The 12,119-nt window shown below is 59.9% G+C and carries 14 protein-coding genes; 10 read left to right on the top strand and 4 right to left on the bottom strand.

What is annotated here, in order from left to right:
• Positions 1 to 70: 70 nt before the first annotated feature.
• Together FHW37_RS17365 and sppA are read right to left on the bottom strand one after the other, a co-directional pair.
• Entirely contained in the window at positions 71 to 391 is a 321-nt protein-coding gene (locus FHW37_RS17365) for an integration host factor subunit beta (protein ID WP_186458324.1), read from the bottom strand.
• Positions 392 to 399: 8 nt separating this feature from the next.
• On the bottom strand, positions 400 to 1,356 hold the full coding sequence (gene sppA / locus FHW37_RS17360; protein ID WP_145638620.1) for a signal peptide peptidase SppA: 957 nt from the start codon (positions 1,354 to 1,356) through the stop codon (positions 400 to 402).
• A gap of 268 nt (positions 1,357 to 1,624) precedes the next feature.
• Between sppA and lptC the strand changes: the two genes are divergently transcribed.
• From lptC to ptsN, 6 genes are all read left to right on the top strand, one after another.
• The gene (lptC, locus tag FHW37_RS17355) at positions 1,625 to 2,290 is read left to right on the top strand and encodes an LPS export ABC transporter periplasmic protein LptC (protein ID WP_432442874.1); all 666 of its coding nucleotides are present in this window, start codon (positions 1,625 to 1,627) and stop codon (positions 2,288 to 2,290) included.
• Positions 2,291 to 2,302: 12 nt separating this feature from the next.
• A complete protein-coding gene (locus FHW37_RS17350) occupies positions 2,303 to 2,884 on the top strand; it encodes an LptA/OstA family protein (protein WP_145638617.1) in 582 nt (193 codons plus the stop codon).
• A gap of 37 nt (positions 2,885 to 2,921) precedes the next feature.
• On the top strand, positions 2,922 to 3,704 hold the full coding sequence (lptB, locus tag FHW37_RS17345; RefSeq protein ID WP_246690825.1) for an LPS export ABC transporter ATP-binding protein: 783 nt from the start codon (positions 2,922 to 2,924) through the stop codon (positions 3,702 to 3,704).
• 169 nt (positions 3,705 to 3,873) lie between these two features.
• Positions 3,874 to 5,490, top strand: coding sequence for an RNA polymerase factor sigma-54 (gene rpoN, locus FHW37_RS17340; RefSeq protein ID WP_145638614.1), 1,617 nt, complete (start codon positions 3,874 to 3,876; stop codon positions 5,488 to 5,490).
• Between the two features lie 227 nt (positions 5,491 to 5,717).
• Entirely contained in the window at positions 5,718 to 6,293 is a 576-nt protein-coding gene (hpf, locus tag FHW37_RS17335) for a ribosome hibernation-promoting factor, HPF/YfiA family (RefSeq protein WP_145639294.1), read from the top strand.
• Between the two features lie 63 nt (positions 6,294 to 6,356).
• Entirely contained in the window at positions 6,357 to 6,821 is a 465-nt protein-coding gene (gene ptsN, locus FHW37_RS17330; protein WP_145638612.1) for a PTS IIA-like nitrogen regulatory protein PtsN, read from the top strand.
• A 106-nt stretch (positions 6,822 to 6,927) separates the two neighbouring features.
• On the opposite strand, the gene grpE is transcribed toward ptsN, so the two are convergent.
• Positions 6,928 to 7,566 (bottom strand): nucleotide exchange factor GrpE, encoded by a 639-nt coding sequence (gene grpE, locus FHW37_RS17325; RefSeq protein ID WP_145638610.1) that lies wholly within the window; start codon positions 7,564 to 7,566, stop codon positions 6,928 to 6,930.
• Positions 7,567 to 7,668: 102 nt separating this feature from the next.
• Positions 7,669 to 8,745 (bottom strand): heat-inducible transcriptional repressor HrcA, encoded by a 1,077-nt coding sequence (gene hrcA / locus FHW37_RS17320; RefSeq protein WP_145638608.1) that lies wholly within the window; start codon positions 8,743 to 8,745, stop codon positions 7,669 to 7,671.
• Between the two features lie 131 nt (positions 8,746 to 8,876).
• On the opposite strand from hrcA, the gene rph reads away from it, so the two are divergent.
• From rph to hemW, 4 genes are all read left to right on the top strand, one after another.
• Entirely contained in the window at positions 8,877 to 9,593 is a 717-nt protein-coding gene (gene rph, locus FHW37_RS17315; RefSeq protein WP_145638606.1) for a ribonuclease PH, read from the top strand.
• Positions 9,594 to 9,854: 261 nt separating this feature from the next.
• The gene (locus FHW37_RS17310) at positions 9,855 to 10,262 is read left to right on the top strand and encodes a VOC family protein (protein ID WP_145638603.1); all 408 of its coding nucleotides are present in this window, start codon (positions 9,855 to 9,857) and stop codon (positions 10,260 to 10,262) included.
• 7 nt (positions 10,263 to 10,269) lie between these two features.
• Positions 10,270 to 10,914 (top strand): RdgB/HAM1 family non-canonical purine NTP pyrophosphatase, encoded by a 645-nt coding sequence (rdgB, locus tag FHW37_RS17305; protein ID WP_145638601.1) that lies wholly within the window; start codon positions 10,270 to 10,272, stop codon positions 10,912 to 10,914.
• 6 nt (positions 10,915 to 10,920) lie between these two features.
• Positions 10,921 to 12,114, top strand: a complete 1,194-nt coding sequence (gene hemW, locus FHW37_RS17300; protein WP_145638600.1) for a radical SAM family heme chaperone HemW — start codon at positions 10,921 to 10,923, stop codon at positions 12,112 to 12,114.
• Positions 12,115 to 12,119: the final 5 nt, after the last annotated feature.

Genomic DNA, 12,119 nt, shown 5'->3' with positions numbered 1-12,119 from the left:
CTGATGGCAGAATAGGGGCGCCCGTCAGGCTTTCAAGGTGCTTCGGGGCGAGGCTGGCCCCCTGCCCGTCTCAATCTTCGTCTTCGTCGGCGAGGTCGGGATTAAGGCGCTCGCGCAATTCCTTACCGGTCTTGAAGAACGGCACCCATTTTTCCTCGACGAAGACGCTTTCGCCGGTGCGCGGATTGCGACCAGAGCGCGAAGGACGGTTTTTCACGGAGAAGGCACCGAAACCGCGCAATTCGACGCGGTTTCCGGCGGCCAGGGCATCGGTGATCTCGTCGAGGACCGCATTGACGATGTTTTCGACATCGCGATGGTACAGATGCGGATTACGCGCTGCGACGATCTGCACCAATTCAGACTTGATCACGTTTGCCCCCTGAAAAATTTGGACTTTCAGCCACGCCCAACCTGCCAAACGGAAACAAGACCGTCAAGGAACAACTTATCGGTGCCGAATACGCCCAGCGCTTCCGGTGACAGCTGGTCACCGAGACCGGCAAGCCGCAGGAACTGAACCATGGAGCGAGCAAACCAGAAGGACGAGGACTTCTCCTTGTCTTTCCAGTCGACGATCGGCAGGTCCTTGGCCACGCCGCGGGTCTGCAGATAGTCGCGGATGTCCTTTTCGCCGCCGAGCTTGTCGACCAGTTTGACGCCGAGCGCCTGGCGGCCTGTATAGATCGTGCCGTCGGCGATCTTCAAGACCTCTTCCCGCGGCATTTTGCGCCGGTCTGCGACGAGATCGACGAACCAGGCATAGCTGTCCATGACCATGTTGCGGATCATCGTCTTGGCTTCCTCGCTTGCCGGATGGAAAGGCGAAGGTTCGGCCTTGAGCGGCGAGGACTTGATCTCCTCCAGCGAGACGCCGACCTTTTTCAGCACTTCGTCGATCTGCGGATACTGGAAGATGACACCGATCGAGCCGGTGATCGAGCTTTCGCCGGCAATGATCTCGTCGCCGGCGGTCGCGATCATATAACCGGCAGAGGCGGCAAGCGTGCGCACTTCGGAGACGACGGGCTTCTTAGCGGCAACCTCGCGGATCGCCTTGAAGATGCGTTCGCCGCCATAGGTCGTGCCGCCCGGCGAATTGATCGAGACGATCAGCGCCTTCACCTTGTCGTTGTCGGCGATCGTCTCCAGCCGTTCCAGCAATTCCTTGTTGTCGACGATCATGCCGGAAATATCGACGCGTGCCACATGCGGAACCGCCGCGCTGGAATCGCTGCCAAGCGTGACGCGGTAAAGCGCAAAGCCGATACCCACCAGGAAGACCAGCGCGACCACGCGCCAGAAGCTCAGTTTACGCCGCAGATGCCGTCTTTCGGCAATTGCCATTGGATCCATCGATCATATCCCTCGTCTTGCCCGGTCAGCCCTGTCGGCTCCATGCCGCCTGTTTCGCATAGCCGATTCTGATGGCCAGCCGGCACCACATAGAAGCTTTTCTGGGCTTTCCAACCGCTCCTATCACGTTTTTATGTTGTCCATTATTGTTTGTTGATAAATAAAAACCATATTGGGGCCGGCATTACCCAGCCCGCATCACTCCCGTCCGTGTTCGAGACGGCTACCAGACAATGACCAGACCGGAAGGACCGGGCGCATCGCCATGCTGCAGCAGACCGCAAAACAGGCAGGCATAGCCGGCACGCTGACGTCGCGTACCGCGGCTTATCAGGCGGCACTTTCGCATTCCAAGCTGGTGCGCAAGCTGAAAGTCCTGTTGCCCGTGACCGCCGGCATCATTTCGGCCGCGTTCATCGGTGTCGCGATCCTCAAGACCTACCTGCCAGAGAACCTCTCGATCGAAAGTGCGCGGATTGAAAACGGCAAGATCGTCATGGAGAAGCCGGCTATTTCCGGCCGCAACCAGGACGGCATCAGCTATTCGATGATCGCGACACGGGCGCTGCAGGATATCCAGAACCCGAACATGATCAGCCTCGAGGACGTCAAGGCCGCAGTGCCGATCAATGACGACGTTATCGCCCGTGTGACCGCAAGCGGCGCAGACTTCGACCGCGGCGCCGACAAGCTGGATCTGACGAAGCCATTCGACGTCAATCTGAGCAATGGCATTACCGCCAAATTCAAATCCGCGCATCTCGACATTCCAGGCGGATTGATGAATACAGCCGACCCCGTCAATATCTCCATGAACGCAGGCTCGATTGTTGCGAACTCGATGAAGATAACGGATAAGGGGCATACAATCACCTTCATCGGGCAGGTTCGCGCCAATTTCGACCCCGTCCGCCTCCGCAACCAAGGCAAATAGGGCACGGCCGCCATGATCACTCGACGCCTTCATACTTTCTCCGCAGCCGTGATCGCAGCAGGCATCCTGTCCTGCGGTGCCATTGCGGCCCATGCCCAGACCACGTCCAGCTCTATGCCTGGGATGAAGCTTTCCAACGACCAGCCGATTCAGATCCAGAGCGACCAGCTCGAGATCAAGGATCAGGAAAAGAAGGCCTTCTTCACCGGCAATGTCCAGGTCGTGCAGGGTACGACGACGATGAAGGCCGGCAAGATGACCGTGCTTTACAAGCAGAAGGCGGCCGCTGCCGGCGACGCCGCTGCAGCTCCGGCATCGATCTCCAGCGGCAATGCCGATATCGACAAGATCTTTCTCGACGACACCGTGTTCCTGACCTCCGGCACCCAGCAGGCGACGGCCGATAACGGCCAGTTCGACATGGCAAGCCAGACCTTCGTTCTGACCGGCAAGCAGGTCGTGCTGTCCGACGGCCCGAACGTCTTCAAGGGCTGTAAGCTGACGGTGCAGATGCAGACTGGCCAGGCCAAGCTCGATGCCTGTGGCGGCCGCGTTGAAATCATGCTCGATCCGAAGTCGCGGCCGAAGCAATAGAAACCGTCTCCACGTGAAAATACCTTTTCTTTCCAGCCTGTCGGCCAGCCGGCAGCCCGCGCCCGAACCCTTCATCGCCCGCGACAAGGCGCGTTATGAAGGAACCCTGGTCGCGCACGGACTTTCCAAGACCTATGACACGCGTCGTGTCGTCAACGGCGTTTCGCTTGTCGTGCGCCGCGGCGAAGCGGTTGGCCTGCTCGGCCCGAACGGCGCCGGCAAGACGACCTGTTTTTACATGATCACCGGCCTCGTGCCGGTGGATGAGGGCATGATCGCCATCAATGGCGACGAAGTCACCCGCATGCCGATGTATCGCCGCGCCCGCCTCGGCGTCGGATACCTGCCGCAGGAAGCCTCGATCTTTCGCGGCCTGACCGTCGAGGAAAATATCCGCGCCGTGCTCGAAGTGCACGAAAAGAACCGCGACAAGCGCGAAGCCAAGCTCGACGAACTGCTTGAGGAATTCCACATCGGCCAGCTGCGCAAATCGGCTGCCGTGGCACTTTCGGGCGGCGAACGCCGCCGTCTCGAAATCGCCCGCGCGCTCGCGACCGACCCGGCCTTCATGCTGCTCGACGAGCCTTTTGCCGGCGTCGATCCGATTTCCGTCTCCGATATCCAAAACCTGGTGCGCCACTTGACTGCGCGCGGTATCGGGGTACTGATAACCGACCACAACGTGCGGGAGACGCTCGGACTTATCGACCGGGCCTATATCATCCATGCAGGCGAGGTACTGACACACGGCCGGGCTGACGACATCGTCAACAACCCCGACGTCCGCCGCCTTTACCTTGGCGACAAGTTCAGCCTTTAGCGAATAAAGAAATTTGATTTCGCTCAAAAGCGGCGCTTGACCAAATCTATCAAAAAAGCAATTCTTGTGCCAGATGCAGATCTGGCCGGGTGGGGGCCTGTCCCGGGTTTGCTCGAAGCGGCACAATGATCGTGCGGCTCACGGGTTCAAGGGGAGTTTCGCGTCCACCATGGGTTTATCCGCCAGTCTTTTTCTGCGACAGACGCAATCCCTGGTGATGACACCGCAGCTGATGCAATCCATCCAGCTGCTGCAGATGACCCATTTCGAGCTCAATCAATTCATTGCCCAGGAAGTCGAAAAGAACCCGCTGCTTGAAATTTCGGCAGGAGAGGGTGAAGGCAGCCTAGAAAACGCTCACGAGCATGGTCACGGCCATGATCGGCATGATCACGAGACCGGCCATAACGAGGCTTCCGGCGACCGCTACGGAGATGTTTCCAGCGAAGACGGTTCCGGTGACGGGCGGGATGAAAAGAATGCCCTCGACTGGTACGAGGGAACCGGCACGATCAGTGCTGCGAAAATTTCCGACGATCTCGATACCGGCTTCGAAAACGTCTTTCCCGACGACATGCCGCCGCGGCGCGCCGATGCACCGGAACTGGCCGGCCAGTGGAAATCGATGCCGGGCGGGGAATCCGGGGACGATTACGATCTCGAGGATTTCGTCGCCGGTCATCTGACTTTGCGCGACCATATCCAGCAGCAGCTTCCCTTTGCGATCGGCCCCGCTGCGGATCGCCTGACCGCCGTCCACCTGCTCGATCAGCTGGATGATGCCGGTTATTTCCAGGGTGATACCGAAGAGATCGCAGCCCAGCTCGGGCGCTCGTCCGAAGCCGTCGAAGCCATTCTCCAGAGCCTGCAACTGCTCGATCCGCCAGGCGTCTTTGCCCGTTCGCTCGGCGAATGCCTGGCGATCCAGCTGCGCCAGCAAGACAGGCTCGATCCCGCCATGGCGGCATTGATCGACCATCTCGACCTGCTCGCCAAGCGCGACTTCGCCTCGTTGCGCAAGATCTGCGGCGTCGATGACGAAGACCTGCTCGACATGCTGGCCGAGATCCGCAAGCTCAATCCGAAGCCGGGCGCCGGTTTCGAAGGCGGTCATTCCGAAGCAATCTCGCCCGACATCGTCGTCCGGCCCGCCACAGCTGGCGGCTGGGCGATCGAGCTCAATCCCGAGACACTGCCGCGGGTTCTGGTCAACCAGACCTATTTCAACACCGTTTCGAAACATTGCCCGAAAAACGGCAATGACCACAATTTCCTGTCGGAATGCCTGCAGAACGCCAATTGGCTGGCCCGCAGCCTCGACCAGCGGGCAAAAACGATCATGAAGGTGGCAACCGAGATCGTTCGCCAGCAGGACGCATTCCTGATGCATGGCGTCGACCATTTGCGGCCGCTTAACCTGAAGACCGTGGCCGAAGCGATCAAGATGCACGAATCGACCGTCAGCCGCGTCACCTCAAACAAGTACATGATGACGCCACGCGGCCTGTTCGAGCTCAAATATTTCTTTACCGTGTCGATCGGCTCGGCAGAAGAAGGCGGCGACACGCATTCGGCCGAAGCCGTGCGTCACCGCATCCGCCAGCTGATTTCCAGCGAGACGCCGGAAGCAGTGCTTTCCGATGACGATATCGTGCTGCGCCTAAAGGGCGGCGGCGTGGATCTCGCCCGCCGCACGGTCGCAAAATATCGCGAAGCGATGAACATCCCCTCTTCCGTGCAGCGCCGCCGGGAGAAGCGGGCGCTTGCCAAGCTCACACCGGCCTGAGGCGCTGAAAACCGCCGGAATGTGGACAGGCACGACCGGCACAAAGCCGGTACATTGACATCCCCAACGGTCAGGTTTATTAGCCCGCCGCAATCGGACCGGTGAAAACCGAAACCTCAATCGAGATCGCTGCACTCAATTTAGCCTTGTCGCGTTCAACGGCTTGGATGAGGAGGCGGCTTGGCGTAGACTGCAACACGCAAGTCACGACAAGAAGGAAAAATTCCATGAGTGTGCGTGTATCCGGTAAACATATGGAAATCGGTGACTCGTTCCGTCAAAAGATCGAGGACCACATCGGCGACGCGATTACTAAATACTTCGACGGCGGTTATTCCGGACAAGTCATTGTCGAAAAGTCCGGGTCTCGCTTTTCCGCAGATTGCAAGGTCCACCTCGATACCGGGGTTGTCCTGCATGCAGCGGGTGAAGCGAATGATCCCCAGGCGAGCTTCGATGCCGCCGCAGTGCGTATCGAAAAACGCCTGCGTCGCTACAAGCGCCGCTTGAAGGATCATTATGCCGGCAACCATGTGAATGGTGGCATAGAAGTTGCCTATACGGTAATGGATCGCGTTCCGGACGAGGATGACGAGGTGCCGGAAGATTTCGCACCCACGATCGTGGCGGAAAGCACCAAGCGACTGAAGACGATGTCGGTTGCGACCGCCGTGATGGCGCTCGATATGACCGACGAACCGGTTCTTCTCTTCCGCAGCCCTGGCAAGGAAGAGCTGAACATCGTCTACCGGCGCACAGACGGAAACATTGGCTGGATCGATTCCACCAATATAAAGAACTAACAGCTACGGGAGAGCGTCGGCCACGGCGCTCCCCTCGCCCTTCGCGGCAAAAGGATGAAGAGAATGGCGTTGGCAGATCTCCTGCAGCAAGATGCGATTATTCCTGCCCTGAAAGTCACCACCAAAAAACAGCTGCTGCAGGAACTGGCTGTCAAGGCAGCCAAGCTGACAGGCCTGTCCGAGCGCGAAATCTTCGACGTCATCCTGCAGCGGGAACGGCTGGGCTCAACCGGCGTCGGCCATGGCATCGCCATTCCGCATGGCAAGCTCGCCAATATTTCCTCGATCAAGGGCATTTTCGCCCGACTGGAAGCGCCCGTCGATTTCGAGGCGCTGGATGACGAGCCGGTGGATCTGGTGTTTCTGCTGCTTGCCCCCGAAGGTGCCGGCGCCGACCACCTGAAGGCGCTGTCGCGCATTGCCCGCGTGCTGCGCGACCAGGATCTTGTCGCCAAGCTGCGCAAGACCGATTCGGCTTCGGCCATCTATGCTTTCCTCAACGAGGAACAGGCGAACCACGCCGCATAAGACCCCACCAGGCACAAAAAAGGGCGCTGGAATTTCCGCGCCCCTTCAATTTTCCAAAGTCAGAAACGGACGAATGCCGGATGCATGCACCCGGCAGTCAAAATCGTCACTTCTTTTCGCCAGCCGGCTCGGCTGCTGCTTCCAGCTTCGGGCCGCCCTTGGCGACGCCGACCATGGCTGGGCGCAGAACGCGATCACCGATGGTGAAGCCGGCCTGGACGACCTGAACGACGGTATTGTTCGGAACGGCCGGGTTCGGGATTTCGAACATGGCCTGATGGAAATTCGGGTCGAACTTCTGGCCTTCCGCATCGATCTTCTTGACACCATGGCGATCGAGCGCCGAGAGCATGGCGCGCTCGGTCATCTCGACGCCTTCGAGAAGCGTCGTCAGAGTGGCATCGGCAGCGCCGCGGGTTTCGGCCGGGATGACGTCCAGCGCGCGGCGCAGGTTGTCCGACACGGCCAGCATATCACGGGCGAAGCCCGAAACGGCATAGGACTTGGCATCCTTGACGTCGCGTTCGGTGCGGCGGCGCAGGTTATCCATTTCAGCGGCGAGCCGCATGAAGCGGTCGCGAAGTTCGGCATTCTCGGCCTTCAGCAGTTCAAGCGGGTCCGGCTCGGAGGCAATCTCTGCATCGGCGCCGTTATCGGCCACGTCCTCGAAAGCGGCAGAAACAGCTTCAGCTGCCTTGTCGGCAGTCGCTGCGTCAGGTCCGTTCTTCTTGGTTTCGTCGGTCATGACGGTCTCCGGTTTTAAAAAATTGTTCTGGGATATCCCGCAGTGCGAGATTTGTGCCCGATATCGAGGTTCGGGGCGGAAAAATCAAGGCTTTCGGCGAAACTAGCGCGAGAGGCGGGCAAGAAGCTGCGCCGTATAGTCGACCATCGGCACGATACGGGAATAATTGAGCCTTGTCGGGCCGATGACACCTACCGCACCGACGATGCGGTCCTCGCCATCGCGATAGGGTGCGACGATCAGCGATGAACCCGAGAGCGAAAAGAGCTTGTTTTCCGAGCCGATGAAAATGCGCACGCCGGGACCGTTTTCGGCCAGTTCGAGAAGCTCGATCAGGCTGTCCTTCTTTTCGAGATCGTCGAAAAGAAGCCGCAGACGATCCAGATCGGCGGTATCGGCGAGGCCCTGAAGCAGGTTGGCGCGGCCACGGACGATCAACTGGCTTGGCTTGCCCTCCTCATGGTCGCCCGACCAGACGGCGAGGCCACGCTCAACGAGATCCTGAGAGAGGGTGACAAGCTCGCTCTGCACCTCGTCCTTCAGCCGTTTCAGCTGGTTGCGCAGTTCGAGCATGGTCTGGCCGCCGAGATGGGCGTTCAGAAAATTCGCAGCTTCCGTGAGCTGCGACGTCGTCACTCCCGCCGGCAGGTCGATGATGCGGTTTTCCACCTGATTATGCTCGCCGACGAGCACGGCGAGCGCCTTGGTGGGCTCCAGCCGGATGAATTCGACATGTTTGATGACCGGATCGCTCTTGGTGGTGATGACGATGCCGGCGCCGCGTGAGACACCCGAAAGCATCAAGCTTGCATCGGCGAGCAGGCTTTCCAGCGTCTGGTCGCGATTGGAGGGGCGGATCTGGCGATCGATGCTGGAGCGCTCGTCTTCGGAAAGATCGCCGACCTGCATGAAGGCATCGACGAAGAAACGCAGCCCCGTCTGGGTCGGCAGGCGGCCGGCGCTGATATGTGGCGAATAGATGAGGCCGAGCTCTTCCAGATCGCTCATGACATTGCGCACCGAGGCCGGTGACAGCGACATGGGCAGGAGGCGCGACAGATTGCGCGAGCCGAGCGGCTCACCGGTTTCGAGATAACCTTCCACGATGCGGCGAAAGACTTCCCGCGAACGGTCGTCCAATGCGCCGCCCTGACTGTCGATCGGTCCCGGAAATGCCATCTATCCCTTCGCAATATTGTTGGCGATACCGACAAAATATAGTCATTCACCGTGCATCCGCAAAAGGGAAATTGTTTGCAACACACAGGCCGGAGTCTTAGAAGGCGGACATACACAAAGAGGAGTACAGCATGCGCCCTTCAGGCCGACAGACGAACCAGATGCGCAAGGTCTCGTTCGAACGGAATTTCTCCAAGCACGCGGAGGGATCGTGTCTCGTGAAATTCGGCGACACGCATGTGCTCTGCACGGCGAGCCTCGAAGAAAAGACGCCGCCGTGGCTGCGCAATAGCGGCAAGGGCTGGGTCACCGCCGAATACGGCATGCTGCCGCGCGCCACCGGCGACCGCATGAAGCGCGAGGCCGCGACCGGCAAACAGGGCGGCCGCACCCAGGAAATCCAGCGCCTGATCGGCCGTTCGCTGCGCGCCGTGATCGATCTCGAAGCGCTTGGCGAAAAGCAGATCACCATCGACTGCGACGTCATCCAGGCCGATGGCGGCACCCGCACCGCGGCCATTACCGGCGGCTGGATTGCGCTTTACGACTGCCTGAAATGGATGGAAACGCGCTCGATGATCAAGCTCGACAAGGTTTTGAAGGACCATGTCGCAGCAATCTCCTGCGGTATTTTTGCGAACCAGCCGGTGCTCGATCTCGACTATCTCGAGGATTCGGCCGCCGAGACCGATGCCAATTTTGTCATGACCGGCGCTGGCGGCATTGTCGAAATTCAGGGCACGGCCGAAGGCAAGCCTTTCAGCCAGGAAGAGTTTTTGCAGCTCCTGTCGCTGGCGCAGGCCGGCACACAGGAACTGGTGGCGCTGCAGAAGGCGGCGATCGCTTAAGTTCTGCAGGCGCTAGGGCATATCATTTCCGGTGCCGGTAACGATTGTCGTATCCGGCGCAGGATTATGGCCATGAGGCTCGGGAAAGAGCGATTTTCCGGGCTTCGGCCAAGGTCGAAATGCCCACCAGAAGACGGCGGCCAGCACTGCGCCACCGAGAACAAGGCCCGCAACAACTGATATCAGGATCGGCATTGGCACCCTCCCGGCCAGGCTTGGCCGTTTGCAGCGGATGCCACCATCCTAACAAATGGCCTCACGATGATCGACGGCATTCTTGAAACCGCGCTTTATGTCGATGACCTTGACGCCGCCGAGGCGTTTTATGATGACCTGCTCGGACTGACAAAAATCCTGCGGGCCGGAGACCGGCATATCTTCTTCCGCTGCGGGCCCGGCATATTGCTGATCTTCAATCCAACCGAGACCATAAAGCTGCCGCCAGCCGATGCATTGCCGGTGCCGCCGCACGGAACGTCCGGAGCCGGGCATATCTGCTTCCGGATGGATGGCGAGGCGATTGACAGAATGGCGGAAAAGCTCAACAAGGCGGGCATTGCGATCGAAAGCGACTTCCGCTGGCCAAACGGTGCCCGCTCGATCTATTTCCGCGATCCGGCCGGCAACAGCCTGGAATGTGCAGAGCCGAAACTCTGGAACCTAGAATAGGAATTTCATGCGCAAGCTCGATACCAAGACGATCGTCGTCGCCAGCCATAATGCCGGAAAGATCCGCGAGATCGCCGACCTGATCGGCCCGTTTGGTTTTTCGGCGAAATCGGCAGCCGAGCTGAAATTCGAGGAACCGGACGAGACCGGCACCACCTTCGAGGAAAATGCGGCGATCAAGGCACTCGCCTCAGCAAAGGCTTCCGGTCTGCCGGCGCTGTCAGACGATAGCGGCATCGTCATCGACGCGATGGATGGCGCGCCCGGCGTCTACACCGCCAACTGGGCTGAGCGCGAGGACGGCACGCGCGATTTTCAGATGGCGATGGAAAAGGTCGAGAAGGCGCTTGCAGACAAGGGCGCGATCGCGCCGGAACAGCGCAGCTGCCGTTTCGTCAGCGTACTCTGCCTTGCCTGGCCGGACGGCCACACCGAGCTTTTCCGCGGCGAGGTCGAAGGCACGTTCGTCTGGCCGCCACGTGGCACGGCCGGTTTCGGCTACGACCCGATTTTTCAGCCGGAGGGTTATGACAAGACCTTTGGCGAGATGAGCGGCGAGGAAAAGCACGGCTGGAAGCCGGGTGACGAACATGCGCTGTCGCACCGGGCGCGGGCCTTCAAGCTCTTCGTCGAGACCTGCCTGGAGGCTTGAGTTTAGTTGAACACGCTCGCCCCCATCGTGGCCGACACGCTTTTGCCCGATACCGGTGAACCCGGTTTCGGCGTTTATGTGCATTGGCCTTTTTGCGCGGCGAAGTGTCCCTATTGCGATTTCAACAGCCATGTCCGCCATCAGCCGGTGGATCAGGAACGGTTTACCGCCGCCTTCCTGAAGGAGATGGAGACGATGCGCCGCATGAGCGGCCCGAAGACGGTGACCAGCGTTTTCCTCGGCGGCGGCACGCCTTCGCTGATGGACCCGGCCACCGTCGAGGCGATCCTCAACGGGATCTCCCGCCATTGGCATATGCCCGACGGCATCGAGATCACCATGGAGGCCAACCCCTCCAGCGTCGAAGCCACGCGTTTTCGCGGTTATCGGGCTGCCGGCGTCAACCGAGTCTCGCTCGGCGTGCAGGCGCTGAACGATGCGGACCTTAAATTTCTAGGCCGTCTGCATGACGTTGCCGACGCGCTGAAGGCGATCAAGCTGGCGCGCGACATCTTTCCACGCATGTCCTTCGACCTCATCTATGCACGGCCGAGACAGACGGTGGAGGAATGGGAGGCGGAGCTTGCGCAGGCCATCTCCTATGCCGTCGATCACCTTTCGCTCTACCAGCTGACGATCGAGGAAGGCACGCCCTTCTACGGCCTGCACAAAGCCGGCAAGCTGATCGTGCCCGATGGCGATCAATCGGCAGCGCTTTACGAGGCGACGCAGGAAATTACTGCGCGGCACGGGATGCCGGCCTACGAAGTTTCCAACCACGCCCAGCCGGGCGCAGAAAGCCGCCATAACCTCACCTATTGGCGTTACGGCGATTATGCCGGCATCGGTCCCGGCGCCCATGGCCGCCTCAGCCGCGGCTCCCAAAAGATCGCGACCGCTACCGAGCGTCGTCCGGAAACCTGGCTGGAACAGGTGGAAGCGCAAGGTCATGGAATGGTCGACCAGGAATTGCTGGGTTACGACGAGCAAGCCGACGAATTGCTTTTGATGGGCCTTCGCCTGCGCGAAGGCGTCGATCTTGCCCGCTGGCAGCAGCTTTCCGGCCGTGATCCCAATCCGGACCGCGAGCAGACTTTACTGGAACACGGGTTTATCGAACGCATCGGCAATTCGAGACTGCGCTGCACGCCGAAGGGCATGCTGATCCTCGACGCGGTCGTGGCCGATCTCGCCTTCTGAGACCC

Origin of the sequence: Neorhizobium alkalisoli (assembly GCF_007829835.1) — a bacterium.
Classification (GTDB): domain Bacteria; phylum Pseudomonadota; class Alphaproteobacteria; order Rhizobiales; family Rhizobiaceae; genus Neorhizobium.
Note: the sequence above shows the minus strand (reverse complement) of the source record. Positions and strands in the feature narration are given on the sequence as shown.